22 protein-coding genes are annotated in these 23,748 nt (G+C 64.1%); 9 read left to right on the plus strand and 13 right to left on the minus strand.

Features of this window, described 5'->3' with window-relative positions; all coding sequences use genetic code 11:
- Positions 1–47 precede the first annotated feature (47 nt).
- The gene (locus JJ959_RS01625; RefSeq protein WP_292879515.1) at positions 48–1,649 is read left to right on the plus strand and encodes a gamma-glutamyltransferase family protein; all 1,602 of its coding nucleotides are present in this window, start codon (positions 48–50) and stop codon (positions 1,647–1,649) included.
- A 21-nt stretch (positions 1,650–1,670) separates the two neighbouring features.
- Here JJ959_RS01625 and JJ959_RS01630 read toward each other — a convergent pair whose 3' ends face one another.
- Entirely contained in the window at positions 1,671–2,120 is a 450-nt protein-coding gene (locus JJ959_RS01630) for a GNAT family N-acetyltransferase (protein ID WP_292879516.1), read from the minus strand.
- Positions 2,121–2,141: 21 nt separating this feature from the next.
- Positions 2,142–3,221: a divergent polysaccharide deacetylase family protein gene (locus JJ959_RS01635; RefSeq protein ID WP_292879517.1), complete on the minus strand. Its 1,080-nt coding sequence runs from the start codon at positions 3,219–3,221 to the stop codon at positions 2,142–2,144.
- Between the two features lie 130 nt (positions 3,222–3,351).
- Between JJ959_RS01635 and JJ959_RS01640 the strand changes: the two genes are divergently transcribed.
- The 6 genes from JJ959_RS01640 to lexA all read left to right on the plus strand — a co-directional run bounded on the left by JJ959_RS01640 (position 3,352) and on the right by lexA (position 8,449).
- Entirely contained in the window at positions 3,352–3,984 is a 633-nt protein-coding gene (locus JJ959_RS01640) for an aminodeoxychorismate/anthranilate synthase component II (RefSeq protein ID WP_292879518.1), read from the plus strand.
- Positions 3,981–5,030 carry an anthranilate phosphoribosyltransferase gene (trpD, locus tag JJ959_RS01645; RefSeq protein WP_292879519.1) on the plus strand — a complete coding sequence of 350 codons (1,050 nt, stop codon included), beginning with the start codon at positions 3,981–3,983 and terminating at the stop codon, positions 5,028–5,030. Before JJ959_RS01640 ends, trpD begins: the two co-directional genes overlap by 4 nt.
- On the plus strand, positions 5,023–5,829 hold the full coding sequence (gene trpC, locus JJ959_RS01650) for an indole-3-glycerol phosphate synthase TrpC (RefSeq protein ID WP_292879520.1): 807 nt from the start codon (positions 5,023–5,025) through the stop codon (positions 5,827–5,829). Before trpD ends, trpC begins: the two co-directional genes overlap by 8 nt.
- 34 nt (positions 5,830–5,863) lie before the next feature.
- Positions 5,864–6,340 (plus strand): cyclic pyranopterin monophosphate synthase MoaC, encoded by a 477-nt coding sequence (moaC, locus tag JJ959_RS01655; RefSeq protein ID WP_292879521.1) that lies wholly within the window; start codon positions 5,864–5,866, stop codon positions 6,338–6,340.
- Positions 6,330–7,583 (plus strand): gephyrin-like molybdotransferase Glp, encoded by a 1,254-nt coding sequence (gene glp, locus JJ959_RS01660; protein WP_366816896.1) that lies wholly within the window; start codon positions 6,330–6,332, stop codon positions 7,581–7,583. Before moaC ends, glp begins: the two co-directional genes overlap by 11 nt.
- Before the next feature lie 101 nt (positions 7,584–7,684).
- Positions 7,685–8,449 (plus strand): transcriptional repressor LexA, encoded by a 765-nt coding sequence (lexA, locus tag JJ959_RS01665; RefSeq protein WP_292879522.1) that lies wholly within the window; start codon positions 7,685–7,687, stop codon positions 8,447–8,449.
- 48 nt (positions 8,450–8,497) lie between these two features.
- Here the strand turns inward: lexA and JJ959_RS01670 are convergent, their stop codons facing one another.
- Positions 8,498–8,812 (minus strand): hypothetical protein, encoded by a 315-nt coding sequence (locus tag JJ959_RS01670; RefSeq protein WP_292879523.1) that lies wholly within the window; start codon positions 8,810–8,812, stop codon positions 8,498–8,500.
- 83 nt (positions 8,813–8,895) lie between these two features.
- Positions 8,896–10,992: a ComEC/Rec2 family competence protein gene (locus tag JJ959_RS01675; protein ID WP_292879524.1), complete on the minus strand. Its 2,097-nt coding sequence runs from the start codon at positions 10,990–10,992 to the stop codon at positions 8,896–8,898.
- A gap of 92 nt (positions 10,993–11,084) precedes the next feature.
- Here JJ959_RS01675 and gltX point away from each other — a divergent pair, with 92 nt between their 5' ends.
- Both gltX and JJ959_RS01685 read left to right on the plus strand, forming a co-directional pair.
- Positions 11,085–12,479 (plus strand): glutamate--tRNA ligase, encoded by a 1,395-nt coding sequence (gene gltX, locus JJ959_RS01680; RefSeq protein ID WP_292879525.1) that lies wholly within the window; start codon positions 11,085–11,087, stop codon positions 12,477–12,479.
- An 86-nt stretch (positions 12,480–12,565) separates the two neighbouring features.
- Positions 12,566–13,867: a citrate synthase gene (locus JJ959_RS01685; protein WP_292879526.1), complete on the plus strand. Its 1,302-nt coding sequence runs from the start codon at positions 12,566–12,568 to the stop codon at positions 13,865–13,867.
- 82 nt (positions 13,868–13,949) lie between these two features.
- Here the strand turns inward: JJ959_RS01685 and lpxB are convergent, their stop codons facing one another.
- The 9 genes from lpxB to JJ959_RS01730 form a co-directional block, all read right to left on the minus strand.
- On the minus strand, positions 13,950–15,140 hold the full coding sequence (lpxB, locus tag JJ959_RS01690; protein ID WP_292879527.1) for a lipid-A-disaccharide synthase: 1,191 nt from the start codon (positions 15,138–15,140) through the stop codon (positions 13,950–13,952).
- On the minus strand, positions 15,137–15,970 hold the full coding sequence (lpxI, locus tag JJ959_RS01695; RefSeq protein WP_292879528.1) for a UDP-2,3-diacylglucosamine diphosphatase LpxI: 834 nt from the start codon (positions 15,968–15,970) through the stop codon (positions 15,137–15,139). The genes lpxB and lpxI overlap by 4 nt, the downstream gene beginning before the upstream one ends.
- Positions 15,971–15,979: 9 nt before the next feature.
- Positions 15,980–16,786 (minus strand): acyl-ACP--UDP-N-acetylglucosamine O-acyltransferase, encoded by an 807-nt coding sequence (gene lpxA / locus JJ959_RS01700; protein ID WP_292879529.1) that lies wholly within the window; start codon positions 16,784–16,786, stop codon positions 15,980–15,982.
- A 5-nt stretch (positions 16,787–16,791) separates the two neighbouring features.
- Positions 16,792–17,268 (minus strand): 3-hydroxyacyl-ACP dehydratase FabZ, encoded by a 477-nt coding sequence (gene fabZ, locus JJ959_RS01705; RefSeq protein WP_292879530.1) that lies wholly within the window; start codon positions 17,266–17,268, stop codon positions 16,792–16,794.
- Positions 17,265–18,299 (minus strand): UDP-3-O-(3-hydroxymyristoyl)glucosamine N-acyltransferase, encoded by a 1,035-nt coding sequence (lpxD, locus tag JJ959_RS01710; RefSeq protein ID WP_292879531.1) that lies wholly within the window; start codon positions 18,297–18,299, stop codon positions 17,265–17,267. Before lpxD ends, fabZ begins: the two co-directional genes overlap by 4 nt.
- A gap of 15 nt (positions 18,300–18,314) precedes the next feature.
- The gene (locus JJ959_RS01715; RefSeq protein ID WP_292879532.1) at positions 18,315–18,917 is read right to left on the minus strand and encodes an OmpH family outer membrane protein; all 603 of its coding nucleotides are present in this window, start codon (positions 18,915–18,917) and stop codon (positions 18,315–18,317) included.
- The gene (bamA, locus tag JJ959_RS01720) at positions 18,874–21,177 is read right to left on the minus strand and encodes an outer membrane protein assembly factor BamA (RefSeq protein ID WP_292879533.1); all 2,304 of its coding nucleotides are present in this window, start codon (positions 21,175–21,177) and stop codon (positions 18,874–18,876) included. Before bamA ends, JJ959_RS01715 begins: the two co-directional genes overlap by 44 nt.
- A gap of 141 nt (positions 21,178–21,318) precedes the next feature.
- Positions 21,319–22,452, minus strand: coding sequence for an RIP metalloprotease RseP (gene rseP / locus JJ959_RS01725; RefSeq protein WP_292879534.1), 1,134 nt, complete (start codon positions 22,450–22,452; stop codon positions 21,319–21,321).
- 42 nt (positions 22,453–22,494) lie between these two features.
- Positions 22,495–23,724: a 1-deoxy-D-xylulose-5-phosphate reductoisomerase gene (locus tag JJ959_RS01730; RefSeq protein WP_292879535.1), complete on the minus strand. Its 1,230-nt coding sequence runs from the start codon at positions 23,722–23,724 to the stop codon at positions 22,495–22,497.
- Positions 23,725–23,748: the final 24 nt, after the last annotated feature.

The following is a 23,748-nucleotide window of genomic DNA, read 5'->3' on the forward strand; positions in this document are numbered from 1 at the left end:
CATGGGTGCGGGTGTCCTGCCCGCGTCGTTCCAACGGAGAAATTCAAATGGTTGCCGTCTATTCACACGGCCGTCCGACTGTACGTGCTGTCGGCGGAATTGTCTCTTCCGCTCACCCGCTCGCCTCGGCGGCCGGCGCGAAGATGCTGGAGGCCGGCGGCAATGCGTTCGATGCGGTCGTCGCCACTGCCGCAGTCCTGAATGTCGCAGAACCTTTCATGTCCGGTCTGGCCGGCCTCGGCTGCGCCACGCTGTTCACGGCGAAGGACGGAAAAGTCCGCGTTCTCGACTTCCATCCGCCAGTGCCCGCCGCCTTCGACGCCGACAAGCTCGATAGTCTCGATATCCGCGACGGCGCGAATGCCAGCGGCACGCCTGGCAATCTCGCGGGCTGGTGCAAGCTCGCTTCCGAGCTCGGCACTCTCCCCCTCTCCACCCTGCTGGCGCCGGCGATCCGGCATGCCCGGCAAGGCGTTCCGGTATCCCCCTTCTTCGTCGAAATGGTCGCCGTTAGCCGACCGAGAACGATGCAGCCGGAATGGCTCTCGACCTATATCGAGCCGTCCGGCAATGCCACGCTCAACACGGTCTTCAAGCAGCCCGATCTCGCGAATACCCTCGAGGCCATCGCCGCCGAGGGCCCGTCCTATCTCTACGACGGGCCGCTCGGCCGGCAGATGGTGTCGCATCTCCAGTCGCTCGGCGGCTGCATGTCCGAGGACGATCTCGCCGCCGTCGAGGCGGTCTGGGAAGAACCGGTGGTCACGAATTATCGCGGCCTCGACATTCACGTGCCGCCACCGCCCGCCGAGTCCTTCCAGTTCCTGCTGACCATGAAGCTGCTTGGCGGCATCGATTTCGCCGGCAAGGAACATCTCTCTGCCGATCATCTGGATACGGTGTTCCGGGCCGTCCGCCTCGCGGCGGAAACCCGCATCCGCAACAACAAGTGCAGCCCGGAGATGGTCGCGGAGCTTCTGAGCGACCGCTATATGGACCCGCTACGCGACCTCCTGCTCGCCCCGGCGCCAATCATCGGACGGACGGAGCAGTTCGGTACCGGCCCGCTTCCGGACGGCGTCAAGCTGCGGGAGCACACGACGTCCATGTCCGCCGTCGACCGCGACGGCAACGCGATCTGCCTGACCCAGAGCCTCGGATCGATGTTCGGGTCCGGTGTCGTCATTCCGGGCACGGGCGTGATCATGAACAACTTCATGAACTGGGGCGATCTGCATCCGGACTCGCCGAACCGCCTCGTCGGCGGTCAGCGCTTCGGCATGTGCCTCGCCCCCTCGATCTCTCTCACGGACGGCGAAGTCGTGCTCGCGCTTGGCACGCCCGGAAGCTATGGCATCCTTCAGACCCAGGCGCAGGCCATGGTCCATCACCTCGATTACGGCCTCGAACTCCAGGCCGCCATCGATGCGCCGCGCGCGCGGCTCTGGGATGGCGCCAGAGTCAATCTGGAATCGCGCGTGGAGGAACCGGTGATCGAGGAACTGAAGCGGCGCGGCCACGAGATCGCGCTGGTCAAGCCGTTCTCGATGGAATGCGGCGGCATGCATGCGATCCGCCGCGATCCGAAAAGCGGCGCACTCTCCGGCGCCGCAGATTCCCGCCGCGACGGCGCGGCGATCGCGATCTGAAGATCGTCCGCGAAGGCCCCCTCAGGCCGCCTTCAGCATCTCGTAATGCGGGATGCCGTCCTCGTCGTAAGGGCCGCGGACGATCTCGTAGCCGACGCTCTGATAGAAGTCCTTGAGATAGGCCTGCGCATTCAGACGCAGCGGCACGTCTCCATAAAGCGCCGTCGCCCGTGCATGGCCTTCCGCCATCAACGCGCGCGCAAGACCTCGGCCACGCGCCTCCGGAGTCACCAGAATGCGGCCGAGCGCCGGCTCGTCGTAATAGTCGCCGGGACCGAGAATCCGCATATAGGCGAGAAAGGTGTTATGCGCTCCCCGACCGATCAGATGGCGGGCGACCTGGTCCTTCCCGTCGATGTCCGGATAGAAGCACTTCTGCTCCAGGACGAAAACGTCCTGACGATGGCGCAGGATGTCATAGAGATCCGCGCCAGTGAGTTCGTCGAAAGTTACGAATGTCCAGTCGATCAAAGCGACTTCCTTTTTCGATCCTCAGGAGCGTCCCGCCGCCTGCCAAAGCGCGGGATAGCGCCTGCGGACAAGCGCCGTAACCGGCACGATAGCAAAACCGCGTGCCTTTGCATCGGGAATCCAGTCCCGGAGAACCGTGATGGTCGCATCGTGCGGATGCCCGATGGCGATCGCCGCGCCTGTCTGGCGGGCGATCTTCTCCACCTGCTCCAGCCGGTAGCGGACTTCTTCCGGCGAGTCCTCGTTGTCGAGAAAGACATCGCGCTTCAGCACCGGAACGCCCGCCGCCAGAGCCGCCGCAGGTCCCGCGGTATCCGGTGCAGTGACGGAATCGAGAAAGAACAGGCCGCGCGGCGCCAGTGCCGCCATCACCGCATCCATTCCGGCGCGGTCGGACGTGAAGCGGCTTCCCATGTGGTTGTTGATGCCGACATAGCCCGAAAAGCGCGACAGGCCCCAATCGAGCTTGCGGGAAAGTTCCGCCCGGTCGTCCCGGACCCTGAGGACATTCGGCCCGGGATCCGCGTCCGCGCTCTTGGGCTGCATCGGGATATGCACCATCAGCTCGTGCCCATGGGCACGCGCGGCGGCGACCTGGTCTGCTATATCCTGCGCGTAGGTCAGAAAGGACAGCGTCAGGGGACCAGGAAGGGCGACGACGGCATCGGAACGGCGCCTATCGACACCGACATCGTCGATCACCAGCGCGATCATCGGCAGACCCGGCTGCGGCGTGACGGAAACGGCGTTCTTTACCCAGGCAAGCTGATCGTTACGAGCGGTCGGCTTGATCGGCAGAGAGGGCGCGGGCACCGGAAGCGGTGTCGCGACCGGTTCCGGTTCCGGCTCGGGTTCCGCGATCCGGGCCACCAACCGGTCCATCGCCGCCTGATCCGACGGCCCCGGAGCAGGGGGCGGAACCTTCTTCTGAACAGGCGCGGCGACATGCGGGGCGGCTGCAACGGGCACGCGTTCCGGATCGCCCCCGAACTGCATCCCCGCCCAGAGTCCCGCCGCGAACACCGCCGCGACGAAACCGCCGGCGCCAAGCGCGACCGCCGCACCGCCAAATCTGCTGCTTGCCTTGCGTTTCCGCGCCATGCACCGGACCCAAAAAAATTTGCCAAGCCCTGTCTCGCGGGGCAGTCTCTATCCGCAAGCTTGGCCACTTGCTATAAACACTAGAAGAGCCTTCGATCTTACTTCAACTGAATTCGATAACAGACTGAAAATGTTCATACTTATCGACAACTACGACAGCTTCACCTACAATCTCTGGCATTTTCTCGGATCGCTGGGTGTCGAGGTCGTCGTACATCGCAACGACAAGATCTCGGTCGATGAGGTGATGGCGCTCAATCCGCAGGGCATCGTGCTTTCCCCGGGACCTTGCGATCCGGACCGCGCCGGCATCTGCCTGCCGCTGATCGAGGCGGCGGCCGGAAAGGTTCCGGTCTTCGGTGTTTGTCTCGGCCTTCAGTCGATCGGCCAGGCCTTTGGCGGCAAGATCACCCGCGGCCCGGTGCCGATGCACGGCAAGATCAGCAAGGTCAGCCATACCGGCAAGGGTGTGTTCGAAGGCCTGCCCAGCCCCTTCGACGCGACGCGCTACCATTCGCTCGTGGTCGACCGCGCGACGCTGCCCGCCTGTCTCGAGATCACGGCAGAGACCGAGGACGGCATGATCATGGGCCTGCAGCACAAGACGCTGCCGGTGCATGGGGTGCAGTTTCATCCGGAAAGCATCGCCTCCGAGCATGGCCACAAGCTGCTGCAGAACTTCCTCCGCATCGCCGGCGTCAATGCCGAGCCGCTGAAACCGCTCGACGTTCTGGAATCCGAACTGAGGAAGACCGGCACATGAGCGGCGACATCCAGGACATGAAGTCGCTCATCGGGCATGTGGCGACGGGGGCCACGCTGTCCGAAGAGCAGGCCGAGGCCGCGTTCGACATCATCATGACGGGCAATGCCACGCCCGCGCAGATGGGCGGTTTCCTGATGGCGCTCCGGGTCCGGGGCGAGACCGTCGAGGAAATCACCGGTGCCGCCCGTTCCATGCGGGCGAAAGCGCTGCGTATCAAGGCACCGGCCAATGCGATCGATACGGTCGGCACCGGAGGCGACGGCGCCAAGACGTACAATATCTCCTCTGCCAGCGCCTTCGTGCTCGCCGGGGCCGGCGTGCCGGTCGCCAAGCATGGCAACCGTGCCCTCTCTTCCCGCACCGGCGCCGCCGACGTGCTGAGCGCGCTCGGCATCAACAATGAATGCGACATGAGCCTGGTGCAGAAGGCGATCGACGAAGCCGGGATCTGCTTCCTGATGGCGCCGCGGCACCATTCCGCGATGCGTCATGTCGGCGGCACCCGCGTCGAGCTCGGCACCCGGACGATCTTCAACCTCCTCGGCCCGCTCTCCAATCCGGCCTTCGTGAAGCGCCAGCTTGTCGGCGTCTTCGCCCGCGAATGGGTCGAGCCGGTCGCGCATGTGCTCGGCAGGCTCGGGTCCGAAAAGGCCTGGGTGGTGCACGGCTCCGACGGGCTCGACGAGGTGACGACGACCGGTCCGACCTACGTCTCCGCCCTGGAAGACGGCGCGGTGCGCTCTTTCGAGATCTCCCCAGAAGATGCCGGCCTGCCGCTGGCCAAGGCGGAAGACCTGAAAGGCGCCGGCCCGGAAGAGAATGCGAAGGCCCTTCGCGCCCTGCTCGAGGGAAAACCCGGGGCCTACCGCGACATCGTGCTGTTCAACAGCGCCGCGGCACTGATGGTTGCCGACAAGGTCTCGAACCTGAAGGACGGCGTCGCGATGGCCGCCGAAGTGATCGACAGCGGCAAGGCGCTCGCGCGTCTCGAAGACCTGATCCGGGTCACCAACAGCCTGAACGGGGCGGCGGACGATGAGTGACGTTCTGGCGAAGATCTGCGCCGACAAGCGCGAGCACATTGCTGCCTGCAAGGCTGCGCGCCCGCTTGCCGACATCAAGGCCCGTGCCGGCGACGCCGCGCCGACCCGCGGCTTCGCCAAGGCCCTGAAAGCGGCCTCGCGCACAGGCTACGGACTGATCGCGGAAATCAAGAAGGCCTCGCCGAGCAAGGGGCTGATCCGCGCCGATTTCGACCCGCCCCGCCTCGCCGAAGCCTATCAGGCCGGCGGCGCGACCTGCCTTTCGGTGCTGACGGACGTTCCCTATTTCCAGGGCCACGACGATTTCCTCGTCGCCGCGCGCTCCGCCGTCTCCCTGCCGGCGCTGCGCAAGGACTTCATGCTCGATCCCTATCAGGTGTGGGAAGCCCGTGCGCTCGGCGCGGATTGCATCCTGCTGATCATGGCGGCGCTGGAGGACGCGGAGGCGAAGGAACTGGAGGCGCTGGCTTTCGAGCTCGGCATGGACGTGCTGATCGAGGTGCATGACGGGAGCGAACTGGACCGTGCGCTGGCGCTGAAATCGCCGCTGCTCGGCATCAACAACCGCAATCTCAAAACCATGGTGACGGATCTCGCGGTAACCGAGGAACTTGCGGCACGAGTGCCGGGCGGGCGGACGCTCATCTCGGAGAGCGGCCTCTACGCGCCGTCAGACCTCGCCCGGATGGCAGCCGTCGGCGCGCGATGCTTCCTTGTCGGCGAGAGCCTGATGCGGCAGGCCGATGTCACCGCTGCCACCAGGGCTCTGCTGAGCGACCCCGTACCGGCGGTCGCCTGAACCAGAAGGCCGGAAGAGCCATCGGGAGGAAGTGTTGGGCGAACTCACCCATTTCGACGAGCGCGGCAACGCCGCCATGGTCGATGTCGGCGACAAGGAAATCACGGAACGGATCGCGACCGCAGCCGGCACCGTGACAATGGCTCCGGCGACCATGAAGCTGATCGTGGATGGCGGCGTGAAGAAGGGCGACGTGCTTTCCGTCGCGCGCCTCGCCGGGATCATGGGGGCGAAAAAGACGCCGGACCTGATCCCGCTCTGCCACCCGCTCGCCCTCACCTCGGTGAAGGTCGATCTCGTCTGCGATCCCGCGCGAAATGCCGTCGACATCACCGCCACCTGCAAGCTCAAGGGCCGCACCGGCGTCGAGATGGAGGCGCTCACCGCCGTCAGCGTCGCCGCCCTCACCGTCTACGACATGTGCAAGGCGGTCGACCGCGGCATGAAGCTGGAGAATATCCGCCTGATCCGGAAATCCGGCGGCAAATCCGGAGACTGGCATGGCGAGTGATCTGCTGGCCGTCGAAGAGGCCCTGAAGCGCATCCTCTCGGCGATGCCGCTGATGCCCGCCGAGGAAGTCCCGCTGACCGAGGCGCATGGCCGTACCGCCGCGGCAGACATCGCCGCCCGGCGCACGCAGCCGCCGGAAGCGGTCTCGGCCATGGACGGTTATGCCGTGCGCGGCGCCGACGTAGCGCAAGCCGGCGCAAAGCTGAAACGGATCGGCACGGCGCCCGCCGGACATGTTTTCCAAGGGACCGTCGGGCCCGGCGAGGCGGTCAGGATCTTCACCGGCGGCGCCCTCCCCGAAGGCGCCGACACCATCGTGATCCAGGAAGACGTGATCGCCAGCGCCGAAGCGGACGGCGCCATGCTCGAGGTCACGGAAGCAACGAAATCCGGCGCCTTTGTGCGCGCGGCAGGTCTGGATTTCCGCGAGGGTGACATCCGCATCAAGGCCGGCAAGGTGATGACCGCCCGCGATGTCGGCATGGCTGCCGCGATGAACGTTCCCTGGATCGAGGTCCGGAGGAAACCGCGGGTCGCCATCCTGCCGACCGGCGACGAGATCATCCGGCCGGGCGACCCGACCGGCCCGAACAAGATCGTCAGTTCCAACAGCTACGCGCTCGCCGCTCTGGTGCGCGCCTGCGGCGGAGAGCCGACGCTGCTCGGCATCGCGCCCGACACGGTGGAGGGCATCCAGGCCATGGTGCGCGGCGCCCGCGGTACCGACATTCTGATCACCACGGGCGGCGCCTCGGTCGGCGAGCACGATTTGATACGCCAGGCCCTCGGCACGGACGCATTCGGACCGGACGGGCTGGAGCTCGATTTCTGGAAGATCGCCATGCGGCCCGGCAAGCCGCTGATCTTCGGGCATATCGCCAGAACGCCGCTGCTCGGGCTGCCCGGAAATCCGGTCTCGACCATCGTCTGCGGCACCATTTTCCTGCGTCCGGCGATCGCCACCATGCTTGGGCGGACCGAACCGCATACGACCGTCCTGAAGGCCCGGCTGGCGAAACCGCTGAAGGAAAACGACCGGCGGCAGGATTATCTGCGCGCGGTTTACCATCTCGACGAGAACGGCGAGGCCGTGGCCGAGGTGTTCGAGCGCCAGGACAGCTCGATGCTGGCCCTGCTCGCGGACGCCAACTGCCTGCTGATCCGACCGCCGCATGCGCCCGCGGCCCCGGCGGGAGAAAAGGTCGACATCATTCCGCTCGGCATCGGTTCCATTTCAATCTGATCTATCCGTGCAATCAAAGCCTTGACGCACCACAGGAACCAAAGTAGAACATTTCCGATGTTTATCTTTTGTTCCTGAGGGAATCGGCACGGGAGTCTCTGATGCTTACGAAAAAACAGCACCAGCTATTGCTGTTCATTCAGGAAAGATTGGAAGCGACCGGCGTTTCTCCCTCTTTCGACGAGATGAAGGATGCGCTGGACCTGAAATCGAAGTCAGGCATCCACCGCCTGATCACGGCGCTGGAGGAGCGCGGCTTCATCCGCCGCCTGCCGCACCGGGCCCGGGCCCTTGAGATCCTCCGCACGCCCGAGTCCAGCTCGTCCGCGCCTGCTGCAGCAGCGTCCCATCCGGCCGCGCTCGACCGCCCGGCAAGCCGCGGTTTCACGCCCAACGTCATTCCGGGGAACTTCGCCCGGGCCACGCGCGACGAGGAAAGTGTGCCGGAGAGCAAACCGTCGGCACCGGTCTATTCCGACGAGGAGATGATCGATCTGCCGATGATGGGGCGGATCGCCGCCGGCACGCCCATCGAGGCCTTGCGGGACGACAGCGCGCGGGTCGCCATCCCGGGCTCGATGATCCATGCGGGCGATCATTACGCGCTGGAAGTCGCCGGTGATTCCATGGTCGATGCCGGCATTCTCGACGGCGATACGGTGATCATCCGGCGCTGCGATACCGCCGAGAACGGCAGCATCGTCGTTGCGCTCGTCGACGAACACGAGGTCACACTGAAGCGCCTGCGCCGCCGCGGTCACGCGGTTGCGCTGGAGCCCGCCAACCCGAATTACGAAACGCGGATCTTTGGCCCGGATCAGGTGCGGATCCAGGGCTGTCTTGTCGGCCTGATGCGGAAATATTGAGGGAACGAGAGGACGGCTTTCGCGGACTGCCGGCCTAAGGGATGGGGATCAGCGGGTGTTGCCGCCCCAGATCATCCCGAGATCGGCGATCCGAACTTCCGCCTGCTTCTTCTCCCGGGCACGCACCGAGAGAACATGGCGCTTTTCTTCCTGCGCCTTGTTGATGGCGACGCTCTTGATCTCACGCCGGTTGGTCAGCGGAATCTGATCGAACACGGAGGTCGCCCACTCGTGGCGAGCGGCATTCTCTACCTCGTCCGAAGCTTTCTTGATCGCGATATAGGCAAGGTTTTTCTGCCCTACGACGTCGGAAACAGACGCGGCCAGAATACTCAACGCGCGCTTTTTAACTGTATCCGCCACCTCGGGCCCACCTTCCTGAGAAAGACACTCGCTAAGGAGTTGAATTCTATTGCTTAATAATATGATCTATTTTTTGAGAAAATTCAATCTTTTTTAGCTTTGAGAAAAGACTTTCGGCCGGTCCAGGGCCGGTCGCCACGGACATATCTTGAGTAGACCACTTTGGGCCTCGCTCCATCGAACCAGACCGCGATGGAGCCTCCAGGACGCAGATCCCGCGGCCCGAGGATAAGCCTCGGAGACGCGCACCCTTCCGGCACCCGAATACGCGTCACAAGGATATCGGCATGCAGGCAATCGTCGCCCAGAGACTGCGCGCTGGACGACCATGCCACGGTGCCTATACCGGCGGCCTCGAAAACGCAGCCAAGCGGGTCGCAATCGAAGCGGCGTCCGGTACTCTCCTCCGGCAGTCCAGCGCGGCGGCGCCAGACGAGCGCCTCGAACCCGTTCCGCCCGGAGTTCGTCGCCAGCTCACTGCCAGAATGCACCCCGATGACCCGTCCCCTGTCGCTGATCAGCAGGGCTGGCGGTGGCCAGGGCGACAGCAGCAGAAGCGCAGAGGCGGCGATCAGGGGCGGTGCTCCGAGATAGCGCCATCGCGACCTCCAGAGGCAGAGCCACAGGCCTGACAGGGCCGCCGCTCCGGCCACCCACCCGGGGCTTGCGCGAACCGCCTGCGTCGCCAGCGGCCAACTCCCGATTTCCAGGGCGAGGGAGAGCACCAGATCCAGTCCCCAGCCCATGGGCTTCAGAGCAAGGGCTTCCCATCCAAGCGGCATCAGGACCAGGGCAGCAACGCCCCAGGGCATGATCCACATGCCGGCCGCCGGGACGGCGATCAGATTGCTTGCGATACCGTAGAGTGCCGCTTTCTGGAAATGATGGAGCGCGACCGGCAGAGTCGCGAGCGTCGCAACCAACGAGGTGAGCGCCAGCAGGAGCAGCTGACGGACGCCCTTGCGGAACGGCCCGTCGGAACCGGCCACACCGCTCCAGCGCCCGGCTTCATAGACAGCCACAAGCGCCGTAACCGCCGCGAAGGAGAGCTGGAAACTCGCGCTCAGGAGATAATCCGGACGGAACAGGAGAATGGCCATCGCCGCGAACGCGATCAGCCGCATCGAGATCGCCCGGCGGCCAAGCACCATCCCGGCAAGCACGATCGCGGTCATGACATAGGCGCGCAAGGTCGGCACGGCCGCGCCGGAGAGCAACAGATAGAATGTCGCGAAGGCCAGCGCCGCGACCGCGGCGATCACCCGGGTCGGCCAGAGCAGCGCCGTTCGCGCCGAAAGGCTGAGGAGCAACCGTACGAATCCGAAGACGCACCCGGCTACCAGTCCCATATGGAGCCCCGAAATCGCCAGAAGATGCGCGATCCCCGCATCGCGCATGGCCTCTTCCGCCTCCTCCGAGATCCAATCCCGGTCGCCGACAAGAAGCGCCGCCGCAAGTGCGCCGGTATCGCCCGGCAAGTGACCGCGAATGCGCGCCGAGAGAACCTGCCTGAGCTCCTCCAGCGCTTCGCTTTCCGAGGATATGGCCGCATCCGTCTCGACGGAATAAGGCGCCAGGGCAAACCCGACGGCACCAATGCCTTCGAAGAAGAGCGCGCGCTGGAAGTCGTAGGCATAGGGTGAAACAGGCGGCGGAGGCGGCTGGAAGCGGCCAAACACCCTGATCCGGCTGCCCGGCGCCGGCGCTGGATCCTTTTTCAGCAGCAGCACACGCGCCCGCCCCGGCAGCTTCTCCGCCGGCAGGCGCCCAAGGCTTTCCACCTGCAGGATAATCCTTCGGCCGCGCGGCGTCATACCGACCGATTCCACCACACCGGCAACAGCGGAGGTGACGCCTCTCTCGAGTACCGGTGCTGTCACATTCAGGGTGCGGACCTGAGCCGCCGTGAATCCCGCGACGCCCGCCACCAGAAGAGCCGCGAGGAAAGCAGGCAGCGCCCGCTGGCGCGCCGCCAGGAAAACGAGTATTGCGCACAGCATTGAGACCGGGCCGGACAGAAGATGCGGTTCGACCGGCAGATCGAAATAGATCAGGATCCCTGCCGCCAGGGCGACAGGAAGCCAGAGTCCGGCCCGTTCGCGCTCGGCCTCCTGAAAATGCGCCAGTCCTGCCGCGGCTCTTGCGGCCAGAGGCAGGAGGCTTTTCGTCCAATCTCGCACTGCCCCGGCCAATGTGCTAAATAGCCCCGCGCCTGCGGGATTCTGCCCCCGCCGGCATTGCCAGACCCACAGGAATCACGAGAAACCGCCCCATGTCCGTCGTTACGCGTTTTGCCCCCTCGCCGACCGGCTTCCTCCATATCGGTGGAGCCCGGACCGCGCTCTACAACTGGCTCTATGCGCGGCACATGGGCGGAAAATATCTGGTCCGGATAGAGGATACCGACCGCGCGCGCTCCACGCCGGAAGCCGTGCAGGCGATTTTCGACGGTCTCGACTGGCTCGGTCTGCTCGGCGACGAGGAGCCGGTCTATCAGTCGGCCCGCCTTGAGAGGCATGCCGAGGTCGCCCACGAGCTGGTGAAGATGGGCCGGGCCTATTTCTGCTATTGCACGCCGGAAGAACTCGCGGCCATGCGCGAGGAGGCCAAGGCCGCCGGCAAACCGATGCGCTACAACGGCATGTGGCGCGACCGCGATCCCTCCGAAGCGCCGGCGGGCGTCGATCCGGTGGTACGCCTCAAGGCACCGCTCGAAGGTTCGACCATGCTGGTCGATCATGTCCAGGGTGAAGTCACCGTGCAAAACCAGCAGCTGGACGATTTCATCCTGCTGCGCGGAGACGGTACGCCGACCTACATGCTCTCCGTTGTAGTCGACGACCACGATATGGGGATCACCCATGTGCTGCGCGGCGACGATCACCTGAACAACGCCTTCCGTCAGGCCGCGCTGTATCGTGCCATGGACTGGGATGTGCCGGAATTCGGGCATATCCCGCTGATTCACGGCCCCGACGGCAGCAAGCTTTCGAAGCGCCACGGGGCGCTCGGCGTCGATGCCTATCGCGATATGGGCTATCTCCCGGAAGCGCTGAACAACTATCTGCTGCGTCTCGGCTGGGGCCATGGCGACAACGAGATCATCTCCTCCGCGCAGGCGATCGAATGGTTCACGCTGGAAGCGGTCGGCCGTTCGCCCTCACGCTTCGACCTCGCCAAGCTGGAGAATCTCAACGGCCATTACATCCGTGAGGCCGATGATGCCCGTTTGACCGATCTCGTGGTCGACGGACTCGGCGACATCAGCGAGGTTGGCCGCAGCCGGATTCTGAAAGGCATGAACGGGCTCAAGCAGCGCGCCAAGACGATTGTCGAGCTGACGGAGAATTCGGCCTTCTACGCAGCCTCGGTGCCGCTCCCCTTCACGGAGAAGGCCAACGGCCTGCTGACCGAAGAGACGATCGAACATCTGAAGACCCTCACCCAGCGCCTCGAGGCTCTGCCCGACTGGTCTGAGGAAGCTATCGAGAACGCCGTCCGCGAAGTCGCCGAGGAGGCGGATCTGAAGCTTGGCAAGCTCGCCCAGCCGCTGCGCGCGGCCCTCACCGGATCGACCGTTTCCCCCGGTATTTTCGAGGTGGCGGCGGTGCTGGAACGCGCGGAAACCCTTGCCAGACTCAAGGCTGTTTGCGGCACTGCACAATAACGACTAATATCCGCCGCGATTTAGCGGCAATGTTGCTCCGATGGAACGCGGAGCGGCCGCTCAACAAGAACTAAGGGAAGCTCAGGATGAACAAATCAAACACCGGCAGCTTTACGCTCACCGACAATCAGTCCGGAAAGAGTTACGAACTCCCCGTCCTGAAAGCCTCGGTCGGCCCGGACGTGGTCGATGTACGGAAATTCTACGCTGAGACCGACCACTTCACCTATGACCCCGGCTTCACCTCGACCGGCTCCTGCGAGTCCGGTCTGACCTTCATCGACGGCGACAAGGGCATCCTGCTGCATCGCGGCTACCGGATCGAGGACCTCGCCGCCAATTGCAGCTTCCTCGAAGTTGCCCATCTGCTCCTCAACGGCGAACTGCCGAACAAGGAGCAGAAGGCCAAGTTCGACCACGACGTCACCTACCACACGATGGTGCACGAGCAACTGAGCAACTTCTATCGGGGCTTCCGCCGCGACGCGCACCCGATGGCGGTGCTGTGCGGTGTCGTCGGCGCGCTGTCGGCCTTCTATCACGACTCGACCGACATCAACGATCCGCATGCCCGGATGGTCGCGTCCTTCCGTCTGATCGCGAAGATGCCGACGCTGGCAGCGATGGCCTACAAGTACTCCGTTGGCCAGCCGTTTAATTATCCGAAGAACGATCTGACCTATGCCGAGAACTTCCTGCACATGATGTTCGCGGTACCTGCGGAGGAATACAAAATGAACCCGGTCCTGGCGAAAGCCATGGACCGGCTGTTCATCTTGCATGCCGACCACGAGCAGAACGCGTCGACGTCGACCGTCCGCCTCGCCGGTTCCTCCGGCGCCAACCCGTTCGCCTGTATCGCAGCCGGTATCGCCTCGCTCTGGGGTCCGGCCCACGGCGGCGCGAACGAGGCCGTTCTGACGATGCTCAACGAGATCGGCCACAAGGACAACATCAACGAGTACATCAAGAAGGCGAAGGACAAGGACGATCCGTTCCGCCTGATGGGCTTCGGCCACCGGGTCTACAAGAACTACGATCCGCGCGCGAAGGTCATGCAGGAGAGCTGCCACGAGGTGCTCGAGGTGCTCGGCGTCGAGGATCCGTTGCTCGAACTGGCGATGGAACTCGAGAAGATCGCGCTCGAGGACGAATATTTCGTCGACCGCAAGCTCTTCCCGAACGTCGACTTCTATTCGGGCATCGTGCTGAAGGCGATGGGCTTCCCGACCTCCATGTTCACCGTGCTCTTCGCCGTCGCGCGGACCACGGGCTGGGTCGCGCAGTGGAAGGAGAGCATCGAGGATCCGCAGGCGAAAATCGGCCGCCCGCGCCAGCTCTATACCGGCCCGACCGAACGTTCGTTCGTCCCGCTGGACAAGCGCTGAGAGCTTTCCGGATACATGAAATCAGACGGCGGCACCCCAGTGCCGCCGTTTTTTTTATCGGAGAGACTTGAGGCTTCCGACGTTAACGGCGGGCGATCCCGGCTGCTTCGGCAACGGCCATTGCGGCGGTATCGGACGGGGAGACCGCTCCGGTGCTGAGTTCTTCGCGCAGATCCCGGGCCGCCGCTGCGCAGTCGGCGCGGGCACGGGTATCGTCGAACATCCTTGCTGCCGCGACCGTGAGCGCCTGTGGCGTGCAGTTCTCCTGCAGGAAGAACGGCTGCACCACCCGGCCCAGAATCCGGTTTGCCAGGACCACGGAGTCGAGATTGACCAGTCTCCGGCCGATCGGTGCTGAAAGCGGACTGACCTTGTAGGCCACCACGGTCGGCACACCGGCAAGCGCCAGTTCGAGCGTGACGGTCCCGGAGGCCGCGAGCGCCACGTTCATCGCATCGAACGCGTCATATTTCTCCGCCTCGCCCTCGAGGACCACCGGCTTACCCGGCCAGTCCTTAACCGCGTCTCTCACCTCCTCGGCGACACCGGAGACGGTCGGCACCAGAATGCGGAGATCCGGATAGCGCGCGGTCAGACGGCGAACGGTATCGGTAAAAGCCGGCATCAAGCGGCGAACCTCGCCCGGGCGGCTTCCCGGCAACACGCCCAGCACCGGTGCCCTCGGAGGGATCTGCGCGCGGGCGCGAAGGCGGGATCCGTCCCCCTGCGGCTGAACCGACGCCGGATGACCGACGAAAACCGTCTTAAGCCCGTGCTCTTCGAAATAGGGCGGCTCGAACGGAAACAGGACTAGAAGCCGGTCGAGGAAACGGGAGATTGTCTTGGCCCGCCCGGGGCGCCAGGCCCAGACCGTCGGCGCAACCATGTGCACAAGCGGGAAATCGACCGCTCCTCCCTTGGCACGAAGCTTGTTCAGACGCTTCTGCACCCGGAGGCTGAAGGCCTTCGAATCCACGGTGACGAGGATGTCAGGCTGCTTCGACAGGATGTCCGTGACGGTCTGCCGGATCCGGCGGAGCAGTTTCGGCGCGTGGGGTAGAATTTCGAACACCCCCATGACCGCCATTTCCGAGATCGGGAACAGGCTTTCCAGCCCCTCCTCGCGCATCAGCTTGCCGCCGACACCGGCAAAGCGGACATTGCCGCCTGTCATGCGCTTCAGGGACCGCATCAGACCGGCCGCGAGCACGTCGCCGGAGGCCTCCCCCGCGATCAGATAGACGAGCGGCGTCCGCGCCTCTTCCGCGCTCATCTCGTTTCGCCCCGCACCGGGGAAATTCCGGTCAGGAACAGCCCTTCTTCATCCGCCGCGGCAACCACGGCATCACGGTCCACCAGAATGGTCGAACCGGCCTCGACGGCGATGCCCCGGAACCCCGCGCTGACGACTGCACGGACCGTATCGACACCGATCGTCGGCAAATCCGCGCGTCGTTCCTGGCCGAGTTTCTTGATCTTCACCAGAACCGGGCCCGTCGCCCCGCTCCGCTTCAGATGCCCGGCCCGTGCGACCATCGCATCGGTGCCCTCGACAGCCTCGACCGCAAGCACCAGCCCCTCCTGCACCGCGACCGCCTGCCCGACATCGGCCGGGCTAAGCGCCGTCAGGACTTCGAGACCGCGGGCGATGTCCTCTTCGGCCTCGCCGTCCGGAATGGCCGCCGTGAGCGTGCCCTTCGGCATGAGATATCCGCCCAGGACATCGTCGATCCCGACCACGCGGAAACCGTCCCGCTCCAGCTCCTCGATGATCAGGGAGAGCAGTCCGTCATCGCCGAAAGCCTTGCGGCCCGCGCGGGCCAGGGCCTTGGCGGAGCGCAGGTCAAGACTGAGATCGGAGAAAGCCGGACGGCGCATCGGCCCCGCCATAACCACTTCCTCGACCGAGGCTTCCTGAAGTTTCTTGAGCGTCGCGCTGGTCGCCCCGAGACGCATCCAGGCATGCTCCAGCCCCTCGACCGTCTCCGGGTCGGTCTGCCCCTCGAAGGCGATGACGAAGACACCGTCGCCGCTATCAAGACGGCGTTCGGCGATCCGCCGGGGAAGAACCCCGCCGCCGGCCAGAATTCCGAGCTTGGGCATGGCCCGACCTCAGTCCTTGCTGGGCTGGCAGATCGCGCCGCGGCTGCTGGTGGCGCGAATGAAATCCACGATCTCGGCGACCGCATCGTGGTCCTTGTATTCCCGCGCGACCTCGTCGACCCGCTCCTGGAATGTTCCCTCATCCGCAAAGAGCAGGCGATAAGCCTTACGCAGCTCGGAGATCTGCTCCGGCGTATATCCGCGCCGCTTGAGGCCGATCAGGTTGAGACCGGAAAGCCGCGCGCGGTCGCCCATGACGAGGCCGAAGGGGATAACGTCGTTTTCCACACCGGTGAGCCCGCCGACCATTGCGTGCTTGCCGATACGGCAGAACTGACGCACCGCGCTGAGACCGCCGAGGATGGCAAACTCGCCGACAGTCACATGCCCGGCCAGAGTGGCGTTGTTCGCCAGGATCACATTGTCGCCGACATGACAGTCATGGGCGACATGGGAACTCGCCATGAAGAGGCAACCGTCACCGACCTTCGTCAGCATCCCGCCGCCTTCCGTCCCCGGGTTCATCGTCACATGTTCGCGGATCACGTTTCGCGCACCGATGTGGAGTTCCGACGGTTCGCCGCCATATTTCAGGTCTTGCGGGATGTGGCCGATCGAGGCGAAGGGGAAAATCTCCGTTCCGGCGCCGATCCGTGTGCGGCCTTCGACCACCACATGGGATTTCAGGCGACAGCCGTCGCCGAGCACGACATCCGGCCCGATGACGCAATAGGGGCCGATCTCGACGCCGCTGCCGATCTCCGCCGCCGGATCGACGATCGCGGTCGGATGGATTTTCCGCTCTGCTGATGTCATCGGCTCTATTTGTCCACGATCATGGCGGAAAAGGTGGCCTCCGCGACGAGGTTGCCATCGACTTTCGCCGCGCCGGTGAATTTCCAGACCGGCCCGCGGTTGCGCGCTTTCTCGACATGAATCTTGATCTGGTCGCCCGGCACAACGGGCTTGCGGAAGCGGGCATCGTCGATGGTCATGAAATAGACCAGCTTGCCCTCTGCGTCCGGACCGAGCGTCGCCACCACGAGACAGCCCGCCGTCTGCGCCATCGCCTCGATGATCAGCACACCCGGGAAAACCGGACGGGCCGGGAAATGGCCCTGGAAGAAGTTCTCGTTGATGGAAACATTCTTTATGCCGACCGCCTTGACGCCAAGCTCGATCTCTTCGATCCGGTCCACCATCAGGAAGGGATAGCGGTGCGGGATCAGTTCCATCACCCGGTTTACGTCGATATCGGTCTGCGTGACGTTGTCGGTTTCTGAATCTGCGGCGCTCATTTGCTCTCCTGGTCTTTCTTGCGTCGCCCCAAGGCTCTCAACGCCCCAACCTGACGGCGGAACTCATTGATGGGCACGGCAGGCGCACCGCCTATTTTCTGCCCGGGGTCCACCGAATTGCTGATCCCGGACATCGCCGCGGCCTGCACTCCGTCCCCGAGTTCCAGATGGCCGGCGACGCCGACCTGCCCGGCCAGCACTACGTAATTGCCGATCCGCGTGCTTCCCGCAACGCCAACCTGACCGCAGATTATGCAGCCTTTTCCGATTTGTACGTTGTGGCCGATCTGCACAAGATTATCAATCATGGTACCGCGGCCGACCACCGTGTCGGGCCCGCTTCCGCGGTCGATGCAGCTGTTCGCGCCGATCTCGACATCGTCCCCGATGATCGCCCGTCCGAGCTGCGGCATCTTGATCAGCCCGGTCTCGTCGACCTCGAAGCCGAAGCCGCAGGTTCCGACCCGGGCGCCGGGATAGATCACGACCCGTTCGCCCACCAGGCAATGACTGAGCGACGCATTCTCGCCGATCACCGTTCCGGCACCGATCTCGACGGCGCGCCCGACGGAGGCACCGGCACGGACACGGACACCGGCACCGAGCTTGGCACCGGCAGCGATCGTAACGCCGGGGCCGACGAAACACCCCTCGCCGAGCGTGGCGCTGGGATCAATATGGGCGGACGGATCAATGCCGGCGGGTTCCTCTTCCTCCGGGTAGAACAGCGCCGCGATCTTTGCGAAGGCCCGGCGCGGCCGCTCGCTGACGATCAGCGCGACCGTTTCGGGCGCCCGGTCCGCGATGTTACGCGGCAGAAGGCATACGGCGGCCTTGGAGGTCGCTAGAGCGCCGACATAGCGGCGGTTCTCGACGAAACAGATATCCGACGCCGTGGCCTCCTCGACCGCGGCCACATCCTCGATCATGAAGCCCGGATCGGAGCAATTGATCAGCTCGCCGCCGACCCGCTCCGCCAGTTCCGCGATCGAATAGGTTCCAGATTTCCTGAAGAATCTCTTGTCCGGCATGTGCGGCGGCCAGCGCTAGTTCGCAGCTTCGGAGAAGGTCACGTCGACCTTCGGCAGGCGCTTGTTGAGCCGGACCATGACCTCTTCGGTCAGGTCGATCTTCCGGTCTCCGAGAAAAATCTGGTTCTTGAACAGGACGAGACCGACATTCGCCTCCTTCGCCACTTCGGCGACGATATCGATCATCGCCTCGCGCACCTTTCCGTTGGCGCGCCCGAAAGCCTGGTCGAGCTGCCGCTTCATCGACTGCCCGTCACGCTGAAGCGAAGCGACCTTCTCCTGATGCTCACGCAACCGCGCCTGGAACACGTCGTTCGCAAGAATCGCGCGCTGCTGCGGCAGCGCCTTTTCCGCTTCGCGGACCTCGGCCTCGCGTTGCTGATATTCCTTCTCGTAGATCTTACGGCGCGCTTCGACCTGCTCGCGGATCATCTTCGCGGCGTCCGACTGCCGCATGATGAGCTGGGCATCGACCACGGCAACGCTGACCGGCTCGATCTTGTTCACCGCGCCCGCGGGCGCAATGCAGACCGCGACCGTCAGAACGAAAGCAAGCCCGATCCCGGTAAGTAACCTAGAAGCGCGTTCCGAAACTGAACCTAAAGATTTCAGTGTCATCGACATCTTCCTTCAAAACTGCTTGTGCGACATCGATGCGAATCAGGCCGAAAGCCGTAGCCCAAGCGATGCCGGTACCGACAGACGCACGCAATTTCGAGCTGTCGACAATCTCGGCGCCGCTGTCGTCGATGCCATAGAGCGATCCGACGTCCGTAAAGACGAAGCCTTTGATTCCAAGATCTCCGGGAAGCCCCAGCGGAAATCCGACCTCGGCGGTACCAACATAGTAAGTATTTCCGCCCAATGCATCACTGCTGGTCGAGTCTCGCGGACCGATACCGTTACGGGCAAAGCCGCGGAAATTGTTGCCGCCGACGAAGTAGCGCTCGGCGATCCCGACATCGTCTCCGAGGCCGACGATGTGGCCGCCCTCTCCGATCAGCCCGAGAACGTAATCCTCATAGATCGGAACGTAATAGGCGCCGCGAACATTGGTGCGCAGATGGGCGACCGTGCCCCCGAGACCAGCGATATCGTTCGAAATGCTCGCGAAATACCCCTCCGTCGGATCCGTACGGTTGTCCCGGGTGTCGTAGGACAGCACATGCCCAACCTGCGAGACCGTCTCGGAGCCTTCCTGGTCACGGACAAAACGCGAGGCATCGTCCTCGACATCCCGGATCTCCGTCGTCTTCAGGAGATAGTTCACGGAGTGCTGCAGGTCGTTCGCCAGCTCATATCCGGCACGGAAGCGGATACCCGTGCTTTCCTCCTTGAAAGAGCTGTCGTCGGTTTCGTCGCGGATGATGCGGAACAGATCCACTCCGGCCGAAACGTCACGGTCCATGAAATAGGGTTCCGTGAAACCGAGGTCGAACTGCTGGCGATTGACTGAGCCCGAGAACTTGAGCCGGAGATCCTGCCCCCGGCCGAGCAGGTTGCGCTCGCGGATGCCGATATCGCCGATGATGCTGTCCACCGTGGAGAAGCCGATGCCGAAGGAAATCTCCCCGGTCGACTGCTCCTCGACATTCGCGGTGATGACGGTCCGGTCCGGCTGTGAGCCTTCCCGGTTGGTCACCTCGACCTTCTTGAAGAAGCCGAGATTGCGGATCCTGCGGTTCGACCGGCGCATCTTCGAGGTGTTGAAGGCGTCGCCCTCCGCGAGCTGGAACTCGCGCCGGATTACCCGGTCCAGAGTCCGGACGTTACCCTCGATATTGATGCGCTCGACGAAGACCTTTGGTCCCTCGCCGACGAAATAGGTGATGCCAACGGTCCGCTCCTCGCGGTTCTGGGTCGGCTGCGGTCGCACATCGACGAAGGCGAAACCGAGGGTCCCGAGATAGTCAGTGATCTGATCGACGGACTCGTCGACCAGATCGGCGTCGTAGGTTTCGCCTGGGATGGTCTGGACCAGAGGCCGCATCGCTTCCGCCTCGATGCCTTTCAGCCGGATGTCGAAATCCACGTCACCGAAGGTGTACTGCTCACCCTCCTCAAGTGTGAAGGTGACGACGAAATCCTTCTGGTCCGGCGTCAGCTCCGCAACGGCGTTGACGACCTTGAAATCCGCGTAGCCCTCGCTGAGGTAAAACCGCCGGAGCAGTTCCCTGTCGAAGCTCAGCCGATCTGGGTCATAGGTGTCGGTCGTGGTGAGAATCCGCCAGAACGCGTATTCCTTGGTCTGGATCTTGTCCCGCAGCTTCGAGTCGCTGAAAACCTTGTTGCCGATGAAGGAAATCGAGCGGATCCGGGTCAGCGGTCCCTCGTCGATCTCGAACACGAGATCGACCCGGTTCTGCTCAAGCTGGATCACCTTCGGCTCGACGGTGGCGGCGAAACGGCCGCTCAGACGGTAGACGTTGAGAATGCGCTGGACGTCCTGCTGGACGCGGGTCCGGGTGAAGACCCGTCGCGGCCGCAGCTCCACTTCACGCTCGAGTTCCTCGTCCTTGATCCGCTTGTTGCCTTCGAAGGCAATGCGGTTGATAACCGGGTTCTCGACCACCGTGACGATCAGGCGCCGTGCTTCCGGCCGGATGCTGACATCGGCGAAGAGGCCGGTTCCGAAGAGCGATTTGAGGGAGCGGTCGAGCATGGCCGCGTCCACGCTGTCGCCGACCTTCACCGACATGTAGGACCGGACCGTCTCCGGATCCACGCGCTGGGTTCCAATCACCTCGATCTCGTCGACCTGCATGGTCTGCGCCACGGCCGGCGAGATGCCGCCAGGCAGCAACGGAGTCCCGAGGAAACACGCCGCAACGACCGCAATGGCAACAAACGAACGGGCAAGCGCCAGTCGTGCCGACACGTCAAACTCCGCCATCAATTCTTATAACCCTGTGAAGGTCACCTTGGGGGCGGACTATAGACGGGATGGAACACTCATTAAACCGGTGATTCCGTTGAAAATTCGAAATCGTTCCCCGCATGGTGCCGGACTCGCCCCGGCTCAGCCGAAAATATCGCCAATTCTCTGCACGAGCGGGTGATTGACGATGTCGTTCCAGGTCACGAAAACCATCAGAGCGATCACCAGCGACAGACCCGCGACGGACGCATATTCGCGGAAGCGCTCGTTCAGCGGCTTTCCTCGAATCGCTTCGGCCGCGTAGAAGACGAGATGACCGCCGTCCAGGACCGGAATCGGGAACAGGTTGATCAGGCCCAGATTGACCGACAGCACCGCCATGAACCAGAAGGTCATCGCCCAGCCGGTCTTCGCCACCTCGCCGGACATCTGCGCGATCTTGATCGGCCCGCCGAGTTCCTCGGTGCCCCGCGCGCCGGTGACCATCTGGCCAACTGCCCGCAGCGTCTGCGCCGTCAGATTGTAGGTTTCGAGCGTTGCGTTCCAGAGTGCGGCGGCCGGGCCATGCTTCACGAACTCGACATTGTTGCTGCGCACGCCGAGCTGGCCGAAGCGCAGCACATTCCCGAAATTGTCTTCGGTCACAACCTCTTTGGGGGTCACGGAAAGGGTCAGTTCCGCATCGCCGCGTTGCACGCGCATCGGCAGCGGCGTACCCGGATTTTCCCGCACGACAATCTGCAGGTCGGCAAAGCGCGTCACTTCGGTGCCGTCGACCTCAAGCACCCGGTCGCCGGCGACCAGCCCCGCTTCGGCGGCGGCGCTCCCGGCCATCACCTCATCGATCGTCGCCGGCGCATAGCGCTGTCCAACGACCATGAACATGCCGGCGAGCAGGACGATGGCGAAGAGGAAGTTCGCGGCCGGACCTGCCGCGACAATGGCGGTCCGCTGCGCGACCGACTTGTAGTGGAACGAGACCGCCTTCTCTTCCGGCGTCATCTCCGCGAGGCCTTCCGAGGTGGCGCTGGCCGGATCGGCATCGCCGAACATCTTCACGTAACCGCCGAGCGGTATCGCCGAAAACTTCCAGCGGGTCCCGTGCTTGTCGTCGAAGCCGAAGATCTCCGGGCCGAAACCGATCGAAAACACCTCGACCCGGACGCCGGTCCGCCGCGCGACCCAGTAATGTCCGAGCTCGTGTACGAATACGAGCACGGTCAGGATCAGCAGAAACGGGATGAGGCTCCCGGCGAAACCGGACAGGAATTCCATGATGGACACGACCTTCGGTGTTTTCGTGGATGTTGGTACTATTTAGAGACGACCGGCACCGATCTCAATGGCGCTGTCAGCTTCCGTGAGGCTCAAATCGGCCGCCGCGCGCCGCTCAAGCCGCCGCGCCGCTTCTCCCCGGATCTCGCGGTCGAGTCCGATCACGTCGTCGATCGTACCCGGCGCCGCCGGATCGACCGCCGCCATCACCTCCTCGACAAGCTCGGCAATGCCGGTAAATCCGAGCTTGCCCGAGAGGAAGCCCTCGACGGCAATCTCGTTCGCCGCATTGAGGACGGCCGGCATCGCACCGCCCGACCTGAGCGCCGCGCGCGCCAGGGCAAGCGCCGGAAATCGCTGCATGTCAGGCGCAGAGAACGTCAGAGTCGCGATCTCCGAGAGGTCGAGCGGGCGGACATTGGTCTGCATGCGTTCGGGCCAGGCCAGCGCATAGGAGATCGGCGTGCGCATGTCCGGCGTGCCGAGCTGCGCCAAGACGGATCCGTCCCGGTAGGCGACGAGGCTGTGAATGATCGATTCCGGATGCACCAGCACATCGATCCGGTCCTCTGGCAAGGCGAAGAGATGCGCCGCCTCGATCACTTCCAGGCCCTTGTTCATCATGGTCGCGGAATCGACCGAGATCTTGGCCCCCATGTCCCATCGCGGATGCGCGACCGCCTCGGCGGGGGATTTGCCGGCCATTTCGGCAAGCGTTGCCTCGCGGAAGGGCCCGCCGGAGGCCGTCAGCACGATCTTGTCGATCGCTTCGCGCCGGTCCTGCTCGAAGACCTGGAAGATCGCGTTGTGCTCGGAGTCCACCGGCAGCAGCGTCGCCCCTGCGCCCGCGACCTCGCGCATCATGATGTGGCCCGCCGAAACGAGGCATTCCTTGTTGGCGAGAGCCACCGTGGCGCCGCGGCGCACCGCCGTCAGCGTCGGCAGCAGCCCGGCGCAGCCGACGATCGCCGCCATCACCCAGTCCGCAGGACGGTCCGCGGCCTCGCAGACCGCCTCGTCGCCCGCGGCAATCTCGATCCCGCTGCCGGACAAGGCCTCTTTCAGCGCGCCGTAACAGGACGGATCGGCAATGGCGACGAACTCCGGGCGCAAGGCCCGGGAAAGCTCGGCAAGCCGCGCCACATTGCGGCCGCCGGTCAGCGCCTTGACCGAGAATCGCTCCGGGTTCGCCAGAAGCAGATCGACGGTGCTGCCGCCGACCGATCCGGTCGCCCCCAAGATGGAAACCGACTTCCTGTCAGAGTCTTGCATTTCGTCTGCCGATTGCAGTTTCGC

It is taken from the genome of Nisaea sp., from assembly GCF_017640745.1.
In the GTDB taxonomy this organism is placed as follows: domain Bacteria; phylum Pseudomonadota; class Alphaproteobacteria; order Thalassobaculales; family Thalassobaculaceae; genus Nisaea.